Origin of the sequence: Pannus brasiliensis CCIBt3594, assembly GCF_036688125.1 — a bacterium.
Classification (GTDB): domain Bacteria; phylum Cyanobacteriota; class Cyanobacteriia; order Cyanobacteriales; family Microcystaceae; genus Pannus; species Pannus brasiliensis.
Genome location: NZ_JBAFSM010000015.1, coordinates 45,454 through 65,422, shown reverse-complemented (window position 1 = coordinate 65,422; position 19,969 = coordinate 45,454). Strand labels below are relative to the sequence as shown.

21 protein-coding genes are annotated in these 19,969 nt (G+C 50.8%); 10 read left to right on the top strand and 11 right to left on the bottom strand.

All coding sequences use genetic code 11. The annotated features are described in order from the left end of the window. Positions 1-49 precede the first annotated feature (49 nt). Positions 50-1,552: an arylsulfatase gene (locus tag V0288_RS09855; protein ID WP_332864916.1), complete on the bottom strand. Its 1,503-nt coding sequence runs from the start codon at positions 1,550-1,552 to the stop codon at positions 50-52. Between the two features lie 71 nt (positions 1,553-1,623). Then, positions 1,624-2,532 carry a formylglycine-generating enzyme family protein gene (locus V0288_RS09850; RefSeq protein WP_332864915.1) on the bottom strand — a complete coding sequence of 303 codons (909 nt, stop codon included), beginning with the start codon at positions 2,530-2,532 and terminating at the stop codon, positions 1,624-1,626. A 186-nt stretch (positions 2,533-2,718) separates the two neighbouring features. Between V0288_RS09850 and V0288_RS09845 the strand changes: the two genes are divergently transcribed. Both V0288_RS09845 and V0288_RS09840 read left to right on the top strand, forming a co-directional pair. Next, entirely contained in the window at positions 2,719-2,841 is a 123-nt protein-coding gene (locus tag V0288_RS09845) for a hypothetical protein (RefSeq protein ID WP_332864914.1), read from the top strand. A gap of 32 nt (positions 2,842-2,873) precedes the next feature. Continuing rightward, positions 2,874-3,731, top strand: coding sequence for an acyl-CoA desaturase (locus V0288_RS09840; protein ID WP_332864913.1), 858 nt, complete (start codon positions 2,874-2,876; stop codon positions 3,729-3,731). Between the two features lie 30 nt (positions 3,732-3,761). On the opposite strand, the gene V0288_RS09835 is transcribed toward V0288_RS09840, so the two are convergent. The 3 genes from V0288_RS09835 to V0288_RS09825 all read right to left on the bottom strand — a co-directional run bounded on the left by V0288_RS09835 (position 3,762) and on the right by V0288_RS09825 (position 5,779). Beyond that, positions 3,762-4,307: an NUDIX hydrolase gene (locus V0288_RS09835; RefSeq protein WP_332864912.1), complete on the bottom strand. Its 546-nt coding sequence runs from the start codon at positions 4,305-4,307 to the stop codon at positions 3,762-3,764. Between the two features lie 29 nt (positions 4,308-4,336). Next, a complete protein-coding gene (locus tag V0288_RS09830; RefSeq protein WP_332864911.1) occupies positions 4,337-4,507 on the bottom strand; it encodes a hypothetical protein in 171 nt (56 codons plus the stop codon). A gap of 63 nt (positions 4,508-4,570) precedes the next feature. After that, positions 4,571-5,779, bottom strand: a complete 1,209-nt coding sequence (locus tag V0288_RS09825) for a phosphoglycerate kinase (protein WP_332864910.1) — start codon at positions 5,777-5,779, stop codon at positions 4,571-4,573. Positions 5,780-5,940: 161 nt separating this feature from the next. Here V0288_RS09825 and V0288_RS09820 point away from each other — a divergent pair, with 161 nt between their 5' ends. The 3 genes from V0288_RS09820 to V0288_RS09810 all read left to right on the top strand — a co-directional run bounded on the left by V0288_RS09820 (position 5,941) and on the right by V0288_RS09810 (position 7,207). Then, positions 5,941-6,354: a universal stress protein gene (locus tag V0288_RS09820; RefSeq protein WP_332864909.1), complete on the top strand. Its 414-nt coding sequence runs from the start codon at positions 5,941-5,943 to the stop codon at positions 6,352-6,354. A gap of 186 nt (positions 6,355-6,540) precedes the next feature. Next, positions 6,541-7,020: a photosystem I reaction center protein subunit XI gene (locus tag V0288_RS09815; RefSeq protein WP_332864908.1), complete on the top strand. Its 480-nt coding sequence runs from the start codon at positions 6,541-6,543 to the stop codon at positions 7,018-7,020. A gap of 70 nt (positions 7,021-7,090) precedes the next feature. After that, positions 7,091-7,207, top strand: a complete 117-nt coding sequence (locus V0288_RS09810; RefSeq protein ID WP_332864907.1) for a photosystem I reaction center subunit VIII — start codon at positions 7,091-7,093, stop codon at positions 7,205-7,207. Between the two features lie 127 nt (positions 7,208-7,334). Here the strand turns inward: V0288_RS09810 and V0288_RS09805 are convergent, their stop codons facing one another. Then, on the bottom strand, positions 7,335-8,762 hold the full coding sequence (locus V0288_RS09805) for a helix-turn-helix transcriptional regulator (protein WP_332864906.1): 1,428 nt from the start codon (positions 8,760-8,762) through the stop codon (positions 7,335-7,337). 188 nt (positions 8,763-8,950) lie between these two features. Between V0288_RS09805 and V0288_RS09800 the strand changes: the two genes are divergently transcribed. Next, positions 8,951-9,193, top strand: a complete 243-nt coding sequence (locus tag V0288_RS09800; RefSeq protein WP_422661947.1) for a hypothetical protein — start codon at positions 8,951-8,953, stop codon at positions 9,191-9,193. Positions 9,194-9,381: 188 nt separating this feature from the next. Here V0288_RS09800 and V0288_RS09795 read toward each other — a convergent pair whose 3' ends face one another. After that, positions 9,382-9,645 (bottom strand): type II toxin-antitoxin system RelE family toxin, encoded by a 264-nt coding sequence (locus tag V0288_RS09795; protein WP_332864904.1) that lies wholly within the window; start codon positions 9,643-9,645, stop codon positions 9,382-9,384. Beyond that, positions 9,642-9,935 (bottom strand): hypothetical protein, encoded by a 294-nt coding sequence (locus tag V0288_RS09790; RefSeq protein WP_332864903.1) that lies wholly within the window; start codon positions 9,933-9,935, stop codon positions 9,642-9,644. The genes V0288_RS09795 and V0288_RS09790 overlap by 4 nt, the downstream gene beginning before the upstream one ends. A gap of 442 nt (positions 9,936-10,377) precedes the next feature. Here V0288_RS09790 and V0288_RS09785 point away from each other — a divergent pair, with 442 nt between their 5' ends. The 3 genes from V0288_RS09785 to V0288_RS09775 all read left to right on the top strand — a co-directional run bounded on the left by V0288_RS09785 (position 10,378) and on the right by V0288_RS09775 (position 13,763). After that, positions 10,378-11,763: a hypothetical protein gene (locus tag V0288_RS09785; RefSeq protein WP_332864902.1), complete on the top strand. Its 1,386-nt coding sequence runs from the start codon at positions 10,378-10,380 to the stop codon at positions 11,761-11,763. Between the two features lie 362 nt (positions 11,764-12,125). Then, positions 12,126-13,079 carry a hypothetical protein gene (locus tag V0288_RS09780; protein WP_332864901.1) on the top strand — a complete coding sequence of 318 codons (954 nt, stop codon included), beginning with the start codon at positions 12,126-12,128 and terminating at the stop codon, positions 13,077-13,079. Positions 13,080-13,421: 342 nt separating this feature from the next. Continuing rightward, the gene (locus V0288_RS09775) at positions 13,422-13,763 is read left to right on the top strand and encodes a type II toxin-antitoxin system PemK/MazF family toxin (protein ID WP_332864900.1); all 342 of its coding nucleotides are present in this window, start codon (positions 13,422-13,424) and stop codon (positions 13,761-13,763) included. A 312-nt stretch (positions 13,764-14,075) separates the two neighbouring features. On the opposite strand, the gene V0288_RS09770 is transcribed toward V0288_RS09775, so the two are convergent. From V0288_RS09770 to V0288_RS09760, 3 genes are all read right to left on the bottom strand, one after another. Beyond that, the gene (locus tag V0288_RS09770; protein ID WP_332864899.1) at positions 14,076-14,351 is read right to left on the bottom strand and encodes a hypothetical protein; all 276 of its coding nucleotides are present in this window, start codon (positions 14,349-14,351) and stop codon (positions 14,076-14,078) included. After that, positions 14,341-14,616, bottom strand: a complete 276-nt coding sequence (locus V0288_RS09765; RefSeq protein WP_332864898.1) for a BrnT family toxin — start codon at positions 14,614-14,616, stop codon at positions 14,341-14,343. Before V0288_RS09765 ends, V0288_RS09770 begins: the two co-directional genes overlap by 11 nt. A 296-nt stretch (positions 14,617-14,912) precedes the next feature. Further along, on the bottom strand, positions 14,913-16,649 hold the full coding sequence (locus tag V0288_RS09760; protein WP_332864897.1) for an ABC transporter permease: 1,737 nt from the start codon (positions 16,647-16,649) through the stop codon (positions 14,913-14,915). Between the two features lie 639 nt (positions 16,650-17,288). Between V0288_RS09760 and V0288_RS09755 the strand changes: the two genes are divergently transcribed. Next, complete coding sequence (locus tag V0288_RS09755) at positions 17,289-19,934, top strand: sigma 54-interacting transcriptional regulator (protein WP_332864896.1); 2,646 nt, start codon at positions 17,289-17,291, stop codon at positions 19,932-19,934. The last annotated feature ends 35 nt before the right edge of the window (positions 19,935-19,969 follow it).

Here is a 19,969-nt window from a genome sequence, read left to right as displayed (position 1 = left end):
ACCGATCGCGCGACCTCACGCGAGGCGAGGTCGTCCGCGAGATCCGGGATTAACTACTGGGTAAACCGCTGTTTAACTTCTCGATCACCTGTTCGATGCTGAAACTGGCGGGTTTCTGACGCGGTGGGTAATCTTGGAACGTTGCCAGGAATTCACCCGCGATCGCTTGAGCGGGAACCAACATGAACGCGTGATCCAGTAACCAGTCATAGTAAGTGTTCGAGGTAATATCCGCGCGTTCGTAGGGATCGGTCAGTAGGTTGAAGATCTTGGGAACCCGCAGGGGGATGAAAGGTTCCGCCCAAACCTGTAACGTTCCAGGACAGCGTTGTTCCATGAAAACGATCTTCCAATTGTCGTAGCGCAATCCGGTTAGGTCGCCGTCATCGGAGAAGTAGAAAAATTCTTTTCGGGGACTCTTATCCGTTTTTCCCGTCCAGTAATCCAGCATATTGTAGCCGTCTAGGTGGATTTTAAAGGTTTTACTTCCCACCGGATGACCGTTCAATAACTGGGTTTTGATCTCCGGTTCCCCGGCCGCGGCCAGCAGGGTCGGGAGCCAGTCGAGATGGCTGACGATACCGTTACACACTTGTCCGGGCGCGATCTTGCCCGGCCAGCGCACCATCGCGGGAACCCGATAGGCTCCCTCCCAGTTGGAATTTTTCTCGTTGCGGAAGGGGGTCATCCCCGCGTCCGGCCAACTGTTCATGTGGGGGCCGTTGTCGGTGCTGTACATGACGATCGTGTCCTCGGTGATGCCCAGTTCATCGACCAGATCCAACAGTTGCCCGACGTGGCGATCGTGATCGATCATCGTGTCGTGATACTCGCTCTGCCAGCGTCCCGCCTGTCCCTTGCTCTCGGGTTTGCAATGGGTACGGAAGTGCATATGACTGGTGTTGAACCAGAGGAAGAAGGGTTCGTCGGCGTTTTTCGCGTCGCGGATAAAACGTTTCGCCTCACCGAGAAACTCGTCATCGATCGTTTCCATCCGCTTTTTCGTCAGCGGCCCCGTGTTCTCGATCCGTTGACCGCCGTTCCCGTCCGCCCAGCAGTGGAGAACCCCTCGGGGGCCGTACTTCCGACGGAATTCGGGATATTCTTCCGGATCGGGATAGTCGGCGAGTTCCGGTTCTTCTTCGGCGTTGAGGTGGTAGAGGTTGCCAAAAAATTCATCGAACCCGTGCAGGGTGGGGAGATGTTCGTCCCTGTCCCCGAAATGGTTTTTTCCGAATTGTCCGGTGCGGTAGCCGAGGGGTTTCAAGAGTTCGGCGATCGTGGGATCTTCGGCATGAAAGCCTAGCGGCGCGCCCGGTAGACCGACTTTACTCAAACCGGTACGGAAAACGCTCTGACCAGTGATGAAGGCCGCCCGTCCCGCGGTACAGCTTTGTTCGCCGTAGTAGTGGTTGAAACGGATGCCCTCGTTGGCGATGCGATCGATATTGGGGGTCCTATAACCCATCAGTCCCCCGGTGTAGCAACTGAGGTTACTCTGACCGATATCGTCACCCCAGATAATGAGAATATTCGGTTTGTTTTTCGGCATTGGCATCGAGCTCCGATGGTTAGTAGACTTTATTCGGTTTTTGAAGGGATTTCCTTCAAACTTTTTTCCCGCTACCCGCGAACGACGAGACGGAAACCGAGATGACAGGTGGAGGTGTCCACGGCCTGAGCCATGCGCGCCGCGGGACGGTAACGGCGGCAGTAACTCGGCGCGCATAGGAAAGATCCGCCTTTAATCACCTTGCGGGGAATCTTGATATCGGGCAGGGACGGGTCGAAACTATTCTCTAAATTCCCACCCCGCGGGTTATCAACGGTACAGCAGGGAGGTTTTTGAATTTCCTTGTGTTCCTGATACCAGTCCGATGTCCACTCCCAGACGTTACCGATAATATCGTACAGTCCGTAACCGTTGGCGGGAAAGGAACCGATCGGAGAGGTGCGATCGAACCCGTCCTCTAGCGTGTTCTGATAGGGAAACTCGCCCTGCCAGGTGTTGGCCATCTTCCGACCTTTCGGGTACAGTTCTTCCCCCCACGCGAATTCCGCCCCTTCTAATCCCCCCCGCGCCGCGAACTCGAATTCCGCCTCGGTGGGGATTCCCTTACCGATCCAGCGCGCGTAAGCCTCCACGTCCTCGTAGGTGACGTGAACCACCGGGTGCTTCTCCCGGCCTTTGATCGAACTGCCCGATCCCTCCGGGTGTCGCCAGTTCGCGCCGCGGACGTAGAACCACCAGTTGTAACGGTTGCTGGTATCGACTTTCTGTTTCGGCGGGATAAAAACCGTGGAGGCGGGTTCGAGGAGTTCCGGTTTCGCGCCGGGGTAATCGTCGGGGTTGGCGGGACGTTCGGCGAAAGTAATATAACCGGTTTCCTTGACAAATTTCTGGAATTGTGTATTGGTGACGGGATAGCGATCGATCCAGAAACCATCGACTTTGACCTGATGAACCGGGGCTTCTTCGGGATAGTGATCGTTCGATCCCATGAGGAAGGTTCCGCCCGGAATCCAAGCCATATCTTTAAAAGGGGGACGACCCGAAAATCGAGATCTCGTTCGGTGTCCGGGTGAGTCGGTAATTTGATTCATCGCCGTTTTTGATTTCGGTAACGCTCCGGGTTGCCTATCACGATACAGGAAAAATTTACGAAGTAAGTCGAGTGAAAAAATACTTTACAGGTTCGGTAGCTCGTCGCTCGTTCGGTGGACTTTTCTAGCGAGGCAACGGTAGAGAGGATCGATCGAGAGGTTTCGAGATCTCCCGAATGGCGATCGCTCCCGGTGAAACCCGATCGCCCGATCGAGATCGTCTGCTATCATCAATAGATGACTCAATAGTTATTTAACGAAAAGGTTGCATGACAGCGAATTCATCGGCATCTACCCCCGAAAGTCAAAATCTCCCGTCTCTAGATTGGATAGCGGTTTTGTTTTTCGGTGCCGTTCACGCGCTCGCTTTGCTGGGGCTTTGGTGTTTCTCCTGGCCGGCATTGCTCGTGACGGTGGGGCTTCACTGGTTTCTGGGGAGTATCGGCATCTGTCTGGGCTATCACCGGCTGTTGAGCCATCGTAGTTTTCAGGTTCCCCGATGGTTAGAATACACGATCGCCACGATCGGCGCGCTCGCCATGCAGGGAGGGCCGATTTTCTGGGTCGCGGGACACCGTTTACACCACGCGCACACGGAAGACGAGGTAAAAGACCCTTATTCGGCACGTCGCGGCTTCTGGTGGAGCCATATGCTCTGGATCTTCTATCCTTATCCGGATTTCTTTGAATACGATCGCTATCGACGGTACGCGCCGGATCTCGATCGAGATCCCTATTACCGTTGGTTAAATCGCAATTTCCTCTGGTTACAGCTTCCGTTAGGAATTCCGCTCTATCTCTGCGGGGGTTGGTCGTTCGTGATCTGGGGGATGTTCGTCCGCGCCGTTTTTCTCTGGCATAGCACTTGGTTTATCAACTCCGTCACCCATTTATGGGGCTACCGTACCTTCGAGACAGAGGATAACGCCCGGAATCTCTGGTGGGCGGCGATTCTCACCTATGGCGAGGGCTGGCACAATAATCATCACGCGTATCCCCACGTCGCGAAAGCCGGATGGCGTTGGTGGGAGATCGATGTGACTTGGTGGGCGATTTCGATTTTACGGGGAATCGGTTTGGCGAGTCATGTGAATCTGCCACCGAAAACGGCGATCGAACAAGGTTAAATGTACGGCGAGGTTAGCGGGAGAATCAAGCTAATCTCGCCTTAGCCACCATTCCAATAAGACAGCCCGACATTGTAAACAGACCAGATCCCGCAGTAAATCGCGAACTCCGGCGGGATCGCTGGAATATTTCACGATTACAGGCTCTAAAGGTGTTTCTAGAACCGGAATTCGGGCGGTAAAGGCGTGAAGTTTCTGATTGGAAAAGGAACTATTGACCGGCCAACCCTCGGGATTTAACGGGGTAAGATCGGCGATCGCTTCCGATTTGATCCCTAATTCTCGCGTTACAGTGGTCAACGCGGCCTCGCGGGGGTCGGTTCCTTCCGGTACGCGGCCGCCGGGCAGATCTAAAGTTACTTGTCCGAGTCCGGGACGATAACTAGGAGGGGGTAAAAGAATCTGATGATTATGAATCGGTAAGATAATTACGGAATCGTCTTTTTCGACGCGCCAATATTCTAAAATCTGTCCGCGATGATCCTGTAGATGTTCGCCGATCAGGGTGAACCAACGCGAGCGAAGTTCGAGAAAGCGATCGTTTACCTGCCAGATCGGTTCTGATGGATGCGGCATAGTCCGTTACGTTTTTCGCGATATAGTTACTAAAATAGCGGTAATGACTCGATCGAGGGGAAAATGATGCGCGTCCCGACCGTCATCGCGATACTGGAGAACTTTGTCCGATTACAGGGAAGACAGCGCGGATTCAGTTTTTTGCGGATCTCGATCTCGCGTCGTTTCGGTAGAAACTTGGGATAAAGTCCGGGGTGCATCGATTTATCCGAAAAGGAAAAACCCTCTCCCGTTTCCGAGAGAGGGCTAGGAAATCGAGAGAATTACGCCTCGTCTAGCGCGGCGATACCGGGTAATACTTTCCCTTCGAGTAACTCCAGACTCGCGCCACCGCCGGTGGAGATATGGCTCATTTTCTCGGCCACACCGACTTTCTCGACCGCGGCCACCGAGTCGCCACCGCCGATAATCGTCGTGGTTCCCGTGGCGGTTAAGTCCGCTAGAGTGCGGGCGATCGCCTCGGTTCCGACCGCGAATTTATCGAACTCGAACACCCCCATCGGGCCGTTCCACAGCACCGATTTACAATCGGCTAACGCTTCCTGGAACAGTTTCACCGATTCGGGACCGATATCCAAGCCCATCCAGCCATCGGGAATATTTTCCACGCTGACGACTTGCGAATCCGCATCCGCCGCGAACTTATCGGCGACGACCACATCCGTCGGCAGGAGGAAGGCGACTCCTTTTTCCTTGGCTTTGGCTTCTAACTCGCGGGCGAGATCTAGTTTGTCCTCTTCGACGAGGGATTTACCGACGTTCAGACCGCGGGCTTTGTAGAAAGTGAAGATCATCCCGCCGCCGATCAGCAGTTTGTCACATTTTTCTAGTAACGTCTCGATCACGCCGATCTTGCTGGAAACTTTAGAACCGCCGATAATCGCCGCTAGGGGACGTTGGGGGGATTCGATCGCCGCCTGTAGGTAGTTTAATTCCTTCTCGATCAGGTAGCCGGCCACCGAGGGGCTGAGATAGTGCGTCACCCCTTCCGTGGAAGCGTGGGCGCGGTGGGCGGTTCCGAACGCGTCGTTGACGTACAGATCGGCGTTTGCCGCTAAGGCTTTGGCGAATTCGGCATCGTTCGCTTCTTCTTCGGCGTGGAAACGGAGGTTTTCCAGCAGGGCGACCCCGCCGTTCTCCAGACCGTTAATCGCCGACGTGACCGCCTCTCCCACGGAGTCGGCGCACATGACCACTTCTTTCCCCAGTAATTCCGAGAGACGTTTGGCCACGGGAGTCAGACGTAATTTTTCTTTTACCTCCCCGTCCGGACGGCCCATGTGGCTACAGAGAATGACTTTCGCGCCTTTTTTGGTTAAATCCTCGATCGTTGGCAGTGCCGCCCGAATCCGGGTGTCGTCGGCGATCGCCCCGGTGCTTTTGTCCAGGGGAACGTTAAAATCGACCCGCACCAAGACCCGCTTTCCCGATAGATCGGCTTCTGTTAAATTCGCTACTGTTTTTTTTGGCACAGCCAATAACCTCCTAATCGCTTACCGTACAATCAAAATTAAATCAGGGTATCGCTACCCGCGACAATTGTGTTGAAAAGATTATTTCAGATTTCGGGATCGCCGGCGCGACCCGATCGCCGATTTCCCGCAAAAGCATGGATTAGGAGACAAAGGAACCTATGTTTGACACGATTTTATTCCCCATCGATCGAGGTCGAGAGAGTCGGGACGCGGCCGGGGCCGTTATCGAACTCGTGAAGATCTTTCAAAGCCGCCTCGTCCTGCTGTCGGTGGTCGAAACCACGGCTACCGGGGAGCTTGTCGCCGCCGACCCCGCGATGGGATCGATCGAGACGGTGGGAAAACTCTTACAGTCCTACCGGGAACTGTTCGCGCGTTCCGGCATCGACGCGGACGTGATCGAGCGCGAGGGAATGCCCTCCTTCGCGATCTGTGACGTGGCCGACGAGATCGACGCGAATCTGATCGTCATGGGCTGTCGGGGCTTGGGATTGACCGAGGAGGGCGCGTCGGAAAGCGTCACCACGAAGGTGATTAACCTCTCCCCCTGTCCGGTGTTGATCGTGCCGTGAGCGTCCGTCCCCCTTTTCCCGCCGCGCGTTCGGCTCGATTATGTAACGAATTGTTAGAATTCGCGCCGCGAACCCTTGAAAACTCGATGCGCGGGGTTGATGGAAAGGATTCTCCGGCATACAGTGTGATCTTAAAGTTTTATCTCAACATTTCCTGTCGCTCAGAAAAAGGAGAACTCAAGCAAAATGCCTGAATCTGGATACACGCAGGTTGTCGGCCCCTACAATGGCGATCCCTTCACCGGGAACCTCGCCACCCCGATTTCCGCTTCCGGTTTTACCAAAGCGTTTATCGGTAACTTACCCGCCTACCGTCCCGGTCTCTCCCCCCTGCTCCGGGGTCTAGAAATCGGTATGGCGCACGGCTATTTCCTCGTCGGCCCCTGGACGATTCTCGGCCCCTTACGCGATTCCGAGTTCGCATCCCTCGGTGGACTGATCTCGGCGCTCGCCGTGGTTCTGCTCGGTACGGTCGCGCTCGCGAGCTACGGTCTGGTTTCCTTCCAGGGCAAGGCCGCCGGTGGCGACTCGCTCCAATCCTCGGAAGGCTGGAGCCAATTCGCGGCCGGTTTCTTCGTCGGCGGGATGGGGGGCGCGTTCGTCGCCTACTTCCTGATGGCGAATTTCAGTGTTGTTGACGGCATTTTCCGCGGCGTTTTCAACTAACGCGTTGTAATCCGTTTTCCGTTCGATCGCTATTATTCTCCACGTCATTTTTTAACTAGGAGTATTTGACATGACAGGTGCATACGCGGCCTCTTATCTTCCCTGGATCTTCATCCCGATCATCGGTTGGCTCTTCCCCGCGGTCGTGATGGGTCTTCTTTTCATCCACATCGAGAGTGAATCCTAATCGAGATTAGGGTTTTTCATTCCAAATTCGATCGGGCTTGAAGATTAGCGTTAGACTAATTTTCAAGCCTCGATTTTTATATCCGCGCGAGTTCTTCAAGATTGCCGGGCGGGAATACGATCGCTTTTCAGAGAACCCGTGGAAAGTCCCCGTAGATCATCGATCGAACGGGATGTCTTTCTCTTCGATAATCTTTTAGTAAGGGTGGCAAGGAAAAAAATTTCGTGGTTTTTTCGAGCAGAGATCGCGCTTTCATGGACTTCAGCAGTGCTAACAGAACGGTCGTCGAGATCTTGGGAGAAACGCGCGATCGCAGTTCGGTAAATTCGAGCGGGCTGTCCTGTTTTGCCAGAACTTCGATCACCGTTTTTTCGATCGGGGATAAGCCGTCGAACTGTCGATCGAGCAATTCCCGGATCTCGTCGAAAATCGGCGTACCGTTGTCGAAGAATTCCGTGAGATTACTATTAAATAACCGCTCGATCGTCGCGGCCACGATCTCTAACATCAAAGGATTGCCACCGTAATAGGTGATTAATCGCTCCCACTCCGAGGGACTTCCCCGAAAAATACCCCTAGCCCGAAAAATTTGTCGCGCCCCCGTTACCGGCAATCCCTCCAGAGGTAGGACTCGGATCGGGGAATGGTTTCCCGTCGATCGTTGAATTTTTTTCGGCTCTTCTCGACTGGTCAAAACGACGCAACTTGGATGTCGTCCCTGCCCTAAGTATTGGAACAGTTCCTCGTATTCCTCGGAATCCGAACCGGGCTGATAACTGCGGCGATCGCTCTCGACGTGAGGGGGACATTGTAGAACGACATCCACATGATCCACGATCAACAAGCTACGGGTCTGGCGCAAGCGATCTAACAGAAATAGTATTTTACCGTCGATATTTTCCAGTAAGTGGGTTTCCGATCGAGGTGTGAAATATCGAATCAGATCGTCTAGAAAGTCTGGAACGGAAGGGATAGAAGGCAAACCTCTCTTTATGGGTCGCAGGCTGTGCCAAATCACCATCTCGAATTCCGACTGTATCTGTTCGGCGAGTTTGGCGACCAACCAGGTTTTCCCGATCCCTTCCATCCCGACGAGGCTGATTAAGCGACAGCGTTCCTCGCCAATCCAACGCGTTAACGTGGCTAATTCCGCCGCGCGATCGTAGAACGCGGACACATCCGGCGCCGTACCCCAATGTACGGTGGTCGTGGGAGAAGGGGACGGCATGACCGGTAATTCCCCGGAGGATCGCCCGGAAACCGGCGACCGCATCCGAGCCACCTGAACGGGGCAGATATAGTCGCCAGCTTCTAAGGTCAAGTTAAAGGCATTGAAATAGCGGTTCAGGGTGCGTAGATCGACATTCACCTGTCGGTTATGGACTTTGCTCAGAGTATTGATCGATAGCCCGGTTTGTTCGCTTAAGGCTTCTAAAGTGGCGGATTTAGTGTAAGGATTCCAGAGATCGGACTCGGAGATGGCGGTTTGGAGTTTTTGTAACCCTAGAGGTGTGAGAATAGCGATTTTTCTATGTCGCCTTTGGGATTGGGGCATAGGTCAAGATAGGGAGATTTGGGTATATACATGGAAAGTCAGGGAACACAACAATCTAAAGATAGATTATCGTACATTTTTTTCCAGAGGGAGAAGATTACACGGAACTTAATCGATCGATGGCCGGGAGCGGGGCTTCGGTTCTGAGGTGTTACGATGAGATCGAATGACTTTTTCCCCCTGTGACCATGCGAGCGATCGAAACCACGGGTATCTTAAATACAGAAGGGCAAATCCAACTCGATCGTCCCCTTCCGCGAGACAAAGCCAGTCGGGTGCGCGTTATCCTGCTGATGCCGGAGGAGGATGAGATCGGCGATCGACCTTGGCCGGGCGCGCTCTCATCCAACCCTAGCTTCGCTTTCCTCCACGATCCGGAAGAGGATATTTATACCCTCGAAGATGGGCGACCCGTGAACGATGAAGGGTAAGATGATTCTGATCCGGTTTACCTTTTGCCCTGATCACCGGTCGCGTTCCAGTCGCGATTCTTAGTACAGAGATTATCCTGCGGCTCGGACATCTGGACTTCCTTGTTCTTGTAGTTGTTAGTATGAATCAAGGCAAGCCAATCAAAAGTGTCGGCGAAGAGGGAGATTCAAGATTAATGCGATCGCCGCTATTCTTCATAAATTTCTCGACGATGCCCAATTCTGTTGATATAAATAATATGATTCTCTTTATCGAATTCGTAAATAACCCGATAATCACCAATTCTGAGCTTATAAAAACCAGAAAGACTTCCTGTTAAAGACAGAGGAGAAATCCGATCCAAATTATTTTTTAGCCATTCAATTTTCTTGAGAATTCGCACTCGTGTTGTCTGCGTTAATCGGTCAAGATCGTCAACAGCTTCGGGTTCATATTTAACAGAATAATTCATTCAACAGAAATTCCGTAACGTTGATAAACGTCTTCCTCTGAAATGGTTGGTCGCCCCGCGCTTCGTTTTTGTTGTATTTCTAATAAACTTTGTTGAAAAGAGTCTTTAATTTCTTTGTTGCGATCGGGATCATCGGCGGTCGGATCAAGCTCATCCCTATCAAACTCAAGAGATTCGATGGTCAGAGAAATTTTGATATTATCCGGGCAATGGCGCAAGTAATCCTGAATTTCGGGGGGAATAACGAGATTTCCATTGTGGGTTTGCAGTTGAAAAGTTCGGCTTTTCATGGTTAGTACGGTTGGGATAATCAAGGGCGATCGCAACCCCTGTCATCTTTAGTATAAATCAAGGCAACTCGATCGGCAGAAAAGGGTCTATATTATTGTTGAGATAGCTTTACCTGTCATGGGGGAGATCGCGATATTCAAGATTATAGCGATCGTGGAGAGTGGATAGTCTGTCAAGCGGAGAGTGGGCAGTCTGTCAGGATATTTTGACAAGGGATCGGGCTTAAGTTGATAAAGTTGGGGATTTTTCCCAAGTTAAGGATTTTTGCGAGAGGGTGGAGGGTCTGGAAGTTAGGTGAGGTAAGGGCTTGGGGAATTTTACGAACTTTTTCTTAAGTTGGTAAACTTTGGTTGTGTTTAAGTGAATTTTGAATAATAATCACAATGTTCAAAGCCAACATTCCGCTTATTCAGTAAACTTTCGCAAGGTATGTAATCAATCATGTCCATTAATCAAGACCAAATGCTTCAAGCAATTTATGACACTCTGTTCAGTGCGTTTACTAGTCCACCTGCACAGGCGCAGGGTCAGGGAGGAAGCCAAGCCGATCAAACCTATTTGACATTGGAGTGGCCTGGCTTACAAATTGATGTTGCACAGTTTGCGAATCCGTGGAGCCCCCAAAACCCGCAAGGTAGTACGGCGGCAACGGAAAACTTATCTTTTCTGGTTGATAAAGTACCATCATTAAATCCAATTTATTCGCCGAATGGTCAAAACATATCGGATATTTACAACCTTGTTGTAAATGCCCAAGTTGTGCCTCCTCCTCTCGATCCAAAGGCAAAGCAGCAGTATGACCAAGCAATTGCCTTTCTTCAAGCTGATGGCACTGATTATGATGCTTCAGGTAAACCAATTACTGTTAAGGTGGATTCGCCTGTGTATGCGGCCTACAAACGGAAGAAAAAAGCTTATGACGATGCTGTTGCTGCATTAATGTCTAATTACTTCCAATACGATATGAGCAAGCCAGAGGATCAACGAAAATGGGCAATTTTGGGGCCAGCATTCATAGATTCTGTAAACACAGCCTGGGGTGATTGGACAAATGCTCAAAAGACTCAAGTTGAGGATAAACTAGCGATACTGGCACAATCCTCTAACAATCAGGTCGGCGTGGTTTTTGATGCTGCAAAAACCCAGTTCAATAACTTGAGAAAAGCCAGTCTCACAAATCCAGGAAAAGTATATTGGGCTTCGTATGCCTCTCCTTCCAACTGGTTTGCAAGTTCTGCTAGTGAAGAATGGACGACTGTAACGATTGATTCCAAAAGCCTGCATCGGAGTGAACATTCTGACTATACAAACATGAGTGCTGGCGGGAGTGCATCATGGGGACTTTGGTCTGTAGGTGGTAGCTTTTCAAAAGAAGATAGCCATCAATCTATGGATGAGACAACAACAGAATTAACCGTAAGTTTTAAGTTTGCCCGTGTTGATATTACCCGTCCTTGGCTCAATTTTCTACTGTTCAGTATGAAAGGATGGAATCTCGGTCAGGCATTTCCTGCTTCTGGACTTTCAAATGGAACCAAAACACAGCCACTGGGTATGCCTTTTCCTAATCTGCCAACATCTTTTATCGCCGTCCGGGATATGAAGATTACTGCCACCTGGGGACATGAAGATTCCTCATTTATCAGTAGTAAGTTAGAGACGAGCGCATCTCTTGGATGGGGACCTTTTGCAATTAGCGGCTCTTATTCTCAAGGGTCAGAAGATAAGAAGTTTAACTCTGATTTTGACGGACGAACAATTTCAAATGATGGTTTACAAATTATCGGTTGGGTTAACACAATTGTGCCAGCTTGCCCTCCAGCATAAATTTGCAAATTCTCCAGAGTGAACATAGAAAAATAGTAGACGTTGCCGATTATGAAATTGACATTCATATTCTAATCAACGTGAGTTCGACGCAAAATAATCGCTGAAACTCTTGCTAGACAAGAGATCTTGAAATTGGTGTGTCCGTAAGCTTTCGCAACAAAGCAGCACTATTAAAGATTAATTCAGAGCAGCAAGAATAAAAAGCTTTTGACTCTCCTAGACTAGTTATACAAAATTAATACTTGATATCAGGTTAAGTCCTTACATATTAGGGGATTCAAGAATAGGTATTTTTTAGTATTAATTTATCAAACGAAGTCTAGAAGAGCCAAGTTTCTCTACGAGAAAGAGTTTAAGCCATGACCAAAATTACATTTAACCTTCCTCTTTTCAATCCGCTTAATCAGCCCCCCCTAATGCTGAGGCAACATACTGTGCCAGTGGAACTGAAGCTAGTTGCAGGTGAGCATCTATTTACCAGCACTCCGATGGAAATTGGCAATTTTTTTCACTTTAAGGTATTCAGTCATATCACCATTCCATACAGCTATGACCCAGATATGCAGTATGTTACCATCTGCGGATCGGATGATACTAGTAACAAGCAACTGGCAATTCATCTTAGCCTTGAGCAACATACAAAGTTAACCAGTAGCCATAGATTGAACGGCACGGGTGTTGCCGCAGTCGCTCCCCACATGTGGACAGACTTTATCGATAACACTCCTGTGGTGAAGCAAGTCATCCAAACAGCCATTCGGGGAGCCATTGATGCACTCGTCGTGCAACTTTTGGATGCGGGAGTGCAGGGTGTGATCCAAACTGGCCCCGCCCCTATTGTGAATCCCGACAACTATCAGGATTACAAAGCTATGTTCGCACCCAAAAAAGCGGATGTGGAACAACCTTCATTGGACGATATTTTTGAAATACAAGTAATAGTGGATTCAACTTATGCTGGAACCATTACGTGGAATCAGAACTATTCCTTTGCCAATATTATTGACTCTACCAGTGACCCTAAACCTACCGGATATAACTCATGGATCCGTCTTTGGGCGGATAAATGTCACGGTGGATCTACTACAACCCATTGCTCGTCCTACAACTATAAAGACGGTAGACCAGGCTTCGATTGCAATACGTCAGGCTTTGTGGGGGGGCATGTCATCCCTGGGAAAAAAGCCCAAAAGGTTGCCACGGGAGGAGATGCCTATATTTTCCCAATTTGTCCAAGACACAACAGCAACGACAACATTTATATGTCCAGCCGCTACAATCCGACAGGTGTCAAGCTCAAGTATCGTGGTTAATTCTGCTTGATGAACTACAGAGCGATCGCCAATCTTGTAGTGCGATCGCCGACCTTATAACGCAATTTTTAAGAGGGGTTAAAAGCCCCTTTTTTTGGGTAAATCATGAGGACGGATGTAAAGTGCGATCGCTGTGTTACCCTAGTGGGCAGAAGGTAATCTACAAGCTATCGGTTGAAGCCATGAGTGAAGCAGTTGTAACACTTCTTAGACAGTTCAAAAAACTTTCAGCCAGAGAAAGATCTGAGTTCCTTTCAGCAAGCCTGAGTCCGAATGGAGACTATGGAGACTGGAGTGATGATGATGCAGTCCTTTTGGCCGCTCAATCGTTTGCTCGTCTAGATGCAGAGGAGGAGGCAGATGGGGAATCCGAAGCCAGTTCGTAGTGAGGTCTGGCTCATCGATTTTGGGATAGCCGCGAAAGTACGCCCCGCTCTTGTTGTGAGTGAATCTTATGGAGATGAGGATCGAGCTTTGATTGCTGTGGTTCCTCATACGACTAGTATCAGAGGCTCCCAATATGAGATTCAGATCTGCGTTCCCTTTCTGAAAAGAAAAGGTGTCTTCCTACTTCAGGGTTTTGTAACCGTTCCCCCACCATATTTTGTGAAAAAGCTTGGAATGCTATCGGAATCACAGATGAAATTAATTGAAATGGGGCTGAGAGATTGGCTCTGTCTTTAAATAAATGGTCAACTTGAGAGCGATCACCGATCTTGTAACGCAATTTTTAAGAGGGGTTAAAAGCCCCTTTTTTTGGGTAAATAGTGCGATCGCCCCATCTTGTCGGGTGTGTTACTGTTACGGTAACGCACCTTATTTTTGTTTGGGTGGGGACGATTACCGGGGAGGGATTTTCGATCGATCTCGCTATCGATGCGATCCCCGGCCGTCCTCAAATCATGAGGGCGATCGCCGCTCTTTTCGGGCGCGTTACCGTTAATATAACTCCTCCCGTAAACCATGATTATAGATGTGGTAAACCCATCCTTCCAACTATTGTCGAGGAATTAATTTAATTAAACTTCTTAAAGTAGCATTAACCGATTCCGAATCGGGAAAATATTTTTTAACATCAGGATCGAGAATAACTACATCGTTTTGCGGTGGAAAATGTTCGACTTTTTGGGTGCCATCTTCACAATGAATAGTAACACTATGACCCTCTCGATACTGTTGATAATATTTTCCACGAACAGGATTTTTTAGTTGGATTAAATCATATTCTTCTCGCAAATCATCTTCTAATTCATCCTGGATGTTATCGTTCATAATATCTCCTTTCTTTCGGGGTAACTAATCTTGCACTAATTAAACGAATCTTACGCTCGCGCTCCGTATAAGAAACCAATAGAAATTTGCCTTGATCTGATAACCCTATGATCAGATATCGATTTTCTCCTACGGAATGGTCAGGATCATCGAAGTTTATAGATAAGGGATCATCAAATACCGTGGATGCTTCTTCAAAAGAAATTCCATGTTTTCTTTGATTAGCCTTAGCTTTCTCTTCATTCCATTCAAACTCTAGTTTCAAGTCATTTTCACTTCCAATCTCTAACTGTCCTGTATTATAGCATATCCCGAGGGGTGATAACAATTCTCAATTAAGGCTCGTTTCTCCCGGCGCGATCGCCGCTCTTTTCGAGTGCCTTACTGTTAGTGTAACGCGCCTTATTTTTGTTTGGGTGAGGGCGATTACCGGGGAGGGATTTCCGATCGATATCACTATCGATCGATCCCCGCCCGGTCTCCAATCATGAGAGCGATCGCCGCTCTTGTAGCGATTTCTCCGGTTTCCCGATCGCCCGACCAAACCTACATTTCCAGCCCCTACATCAAACGATATTTATCCCGCGCCAGTTCATACAAGCGCCGCCAGACGAGACGATTGGTTAATACCACCAGCAAGGACATCACCCCGGTCGCGGCGAGAAGGAGGGGAAAATTGCCTTTTTCCGTGGCGATCGAGATCGTCGATCCCAGTCCCGGCGTGGTGAGAATTTTCCCTTGAAATTGAATATATTCACTAACGATACTCGCGTTCCAAGCTCCCCCGACCGCGGTAATAATTCCCGTGACTAAATAGGGAAAAATGCCGGGTAAAATTAACGTTCGCCAGCGTTGAACGCGGGATAAACGGTACACTTTCGCGGCCTCGAATAATTCCGAGGGAATCGATCGAGCGCCGGCGATCACGTTAAAGAGAATGTACCACATCGTACCGAGCATCATTAGGGCGATCGATCCGATCTGTAATCCCCCGCCCAAGCGCGCTAGAAACAGCAGTAACACGGGAAATAACGCCGTGGCGGGAACCGATGCCGCTATCTGTACTAAAGGCTGTAATATCTGTGCTAACCGCGGATTCCGCCCGATCGCTACGCCGACGGGAACCGTCCACAACAGCGATAGCAATAACGCCACCATCACCCGAAGCGCGGTGAAAATCGCCCCGGCGATCACCGTCTTCCAGGCGTTGAAATCGAGTTTCTGTAGGAGTAAAACCGCCTCCCAGGTTCCCCAGAGGACGATAAAGCCGAAACCGCCCACGAACGCGCCGTTTAGCCAGATACCGATTCTTGCTTGACTTTTTGTTTGATTTGTAGTGTTAGGAGCGGCGAGGAGCCGGGCCAATCGATTATCGATCGAACGCGTGGCGGGAGCGAGAAAACGCTCGGAAATCAGGCGGAGGGTGGGAGAACGGCGCAGGAAGTCGAGAACGATCGAGAAAGGCGCGTTTTCCGATTCTACCGTCTCGAATTTAAACTTTTCCACCCAAGCGATCGCCGGTTGCCAGATCAGGAAATCGATCGCCACGATTACCGAGATTAACACCACCAATCCCCAGACGATCGCCCCGAAATCGCCCTCGTTCGCCGCTCGCGCCAGAAAAGAACCCAATCCGGGCAATCGAAACGATCGATCGCCCAGCGTGAAGGATTCGATCGCGATCAGGAAAAACCATCCTCCCGCCACCGACATGACGCTATTCCACACCAGTCCGATCGCGCCGGCGGGTAGTTCCACCATCCAGAATCTCTGCCAGAAATTCAGACGGTACACCTCCGCCGCCTCTAGTAACTCGCGGGGAATGCTAGTCAACGATTGATAGAAACTAAAGACCATATTCCAGGTCATTCCCGTGAAAATTAGAATAATCGCCGCTAATTCCACGCCGATCCGTTCCCCCGGAAACAAAGCGACGAGCGCCAGTACCACCCCCGGCAGAAACGACAGGACGGGGATCGATTGCAGGATATCCAGCAGGGGAATTAAAATCCGCGCCGCTACCCGCGAACGATAGGCAGTGTACGCGTAGATGATCGAGAATCCTAACGAGAGAAGGTAGGCGATCGCCATCCGGATCAGGGTTTGCAGGGTATAACCGGGAAGGTAACGGGGATCGGTCTCGATGGGGATATCGGAATGATAGGCGCCGGTGAAATCCGAGGCGGTTCTAACAATCACGAACAGGAGGGCGATAATCGATAGAATAAATAGCCCGTCTTGCCAAGACCAGCGCGGACGGTTAAAAATCCTGTTTTCCGGGGTTAAAGGGCGAGTCATGAGACCTCTTGTGCGGAATTGAAAAATGGTCGTGCGGTTCAGGAGACAGGAGCCAGGAGTCAGGAGGGAGAATCAAGAATATTATGGTTAAAAATTGCCGAAAAATCCTATTTATCCGGTACGATTCCAGTTTTAGAAGTTTTTAGACTTTTAAAAACGAATCGCGCTTCGAGGTCTAGGGAGATTCAGGAAGGGATCGGAGACGGAGGGAGAGAGACGGAAACCCCTCGCGGGGCGATCGCTAAATAATTTAGAGTTGGTTACAAGGCCACCCATCGACATTTTCGAGGATGACGACGATAAATTGGAGGCCCGCGGGAGGCGGACCGTAGAGTTATCCGCCCGTCTCAACCTCTAAATACTGACACTGTACCGGGAATTTTAGTCTTGTTTCGCCGTCGGTTCCCTCGATCGGGGAACTCTCGAATCCATTTACATCGATCTTAAGACTTTCCGCTAAAAAATAATCTTATAATAACGATAGAGCCGTATTTAAAAGAAATTTTCCCTTTAACCCCTGTAAAACCCAGGGAACGGGCGGAAAAAGTTCGATTTTTCGGAAAGTAACGGATTCGACATTTAAGGAACCCGCGTTTAGAATCAAGATTTTTTCCTCCCGACTCCCGCGAGATAGGTCTTATGAACTCCCACCCCCGGTCGATCGATCCCCCCCCGTTAGCCATCGACGGGGAAAACGGTCAAAAAAATCGCGAAAACTGGCTCGCGAGTCATCCGGTCTGGGGACAATTGCCCCCGGACACCCTGCGGGAAATCGATCGAGCGAGCCAGATTTTTAATGTGAGGGCGGGAACGGTCATCTATCGCGAGGGAGATATTCCCGAGGGAATTTACCTACTCAAACGGGGAGAAATCGAGATTTCCGGCGAATCTTCCCCCGATACCTCGTTAATGCGCTACGGTAACGCGGGGGATCTGTTCGGGTACGCGCTTCTCGTCGGCGATCGCGCGGGGGAAAGTTACCCTAGCGGTGCGATTAGCTTAATCGATAGCGAGATCGCGTTAATTGCCCGATCGGAATTCGATCGATTGTGCCGGGAATACCCGGAAATTCAACAGGCGATCAATTCCCTCCTGGCGAGGGATCTAGGCGATCACGAGCGACGGGTAACGTGGGAACGATCGAGAATTCAGGGCTTACAATCCTATCTGCGATCGATTCCCCTCGGCGAAACCGTTCTCGGCAGTAGTAAAAACGCCCGCAAACTGAGCGAACAGATCGATCGGGCCGCGACCGGTTTACAGCCGGTTATCCTCCAGGCGCGACCGGGGACGGGAAAAACCTTTGTCGCGGGGAAAATCCACGAGCGATCGGGTCTGAACAAACATCCTTTCGTCGAACTCGATTGCTCGGAATTACCGAGATTAGGAGACGGGAAACGGAATACCGATATTCTCTTCGGTCGAGCGGGAGAAAAAGCGGGAATACTGCAATTATTGGAACGGGGAACGCTTTTACTCGATAACGTACAGGAGTTAAGCGACGGCGATCGCTCCCGACTCCTCCACTACCTACAGACCGGTTCCCTCGTTCCCAACCACGAGATCGCTGGCACCCCGTCTCTCGAACCGTACTCTTCGGGGGTACGGTTAATCCTCGCCTCTCCCGATAAACTGGAGTTTCCGGGAGTGGAAGCGATCGCCATCAAACTCGATCGACTGTCCGCGCGCAAGGCCGATATTCCCGACTTCGCCGATTACTTTCTCGATCGATTCTGCCGGGAGTCGGGACGATCGCCCCTGCAACTCGATCGATCCGATCTGCGCCGTCTCATGAGCTACGATTACCCCGGAAATCTGGCGGAACTGGCGGAAATCCTGCATCGGGCGGTGATTATGACCTCGCCGGAACAGTCGATCGTCCCGGAACAGGTGCTATGGTCGGTAGAATCGCCAAAAAACGCCTTCCGCCTCGATCTCCTCACTCATGTCTCCTGGTTACGACCGCTCTTGTTAAGTCGCTGGTATCCGGAAAGTATCTGGATCGCCATGATGGTCGTTTTCGTTCCCGTCGTCCTCTGGGGATTCCTCGGGCCGCAGTCTAGAGAGAGTAGCCTGACGCTCAATCTATTCTGGGCCTGGTGGTGGCCGGGGTATCTCTTCATGTTCGCCTTCGTCGGTCGTCTCTGGTGCGCGGTCTGTCCTTTCATGGTCGCGGGAGAATGGTCGCGCCGGGTTTCCCTGTGGCTATGGCCGCGTCAACAACTGCCTTGGAACACGCGCTGGTTGAATCGTTGGGGCGCGTGGATACTGTTCGCGGGATTCGTGGCGATTTACCTGTGGGAGCGATTGTGGGATTTACCGCATCGCGCCTATCTTTCCGCCTGGTTATTGCTGATTATCACGGCGGGAGCGGTAATTTTCAGCCTGATCTACGAGCGCCGTCTCTGGTGTCGCCATCTCTGTCCGATCGGCGGAATGAACGGAATGTTCGCCAAATTATCGATAATCGAGCTACGATCGACCCCGCAGGTCTGTGGCGCGCAGTGTACCACCTTCGGCTGTTATAAAGGTAGCGCGGCGACCCCGATCGCCTTCGCCAACGCGTTTCCCACCGAGGGACAGGCCGGCGACGGATGCCCCCTCTACTCCCACCCGGCGCACCTGCGGGACAACCGCGACTGTATGTTCTGCATGACCTGCCTGAAATCCTGTCCCAATCGATCGGCCCAGCTAAATCTCCGCTTTCCCGCCTCGGATCTGCTCGATAATCATCAGGAATTCCCCGCGGAGGCCGCCTTACTTTTGCTGTTATTGGGCGGCGTTTTCTTACACTATTCTGGTGAAATTGTCAATAGTTTTGGATGGAGAAATTTAGCGATCGATTCGGAGCATTTAGCCGTCAGTGTACCGATCGCTTTATTTCTCCTGAGTATTCCCGCGATTTTAACCTATCTCGCCCACTCGATCGCCCGTTTTCTCGATCCCGAACAACCGGATTATCTCACCGTTATTTACGCGTATCTCCCCCTCACCCTCGCCGTGAATTTAACCCACTATATTCCCGCCGCCATCACCGAAGCCGGGCGAATTCTGCCCGTTTTCGCGCGAACTTTGGGCTATAGCGGCGCCGGGTTGCCGAGTTTAACCTGGAGTCCCGATGTCGCCGCTTTTCTTCAGGGAGTGACGTTACTTTCCGCGCTCGTTTTCAGCCCCTATCCATTGCTGAGAATTACCAAGCGATCGATCGCGAGTAATCTTCCTCATTTCCTGTTACTGTTCGCGTTAACCGCGATCGGTTTCCGGCTGATGGTTTTTCCTTCTTAACGCTCGATCGGTTCGCTCCCCGACAAAAGACGGTT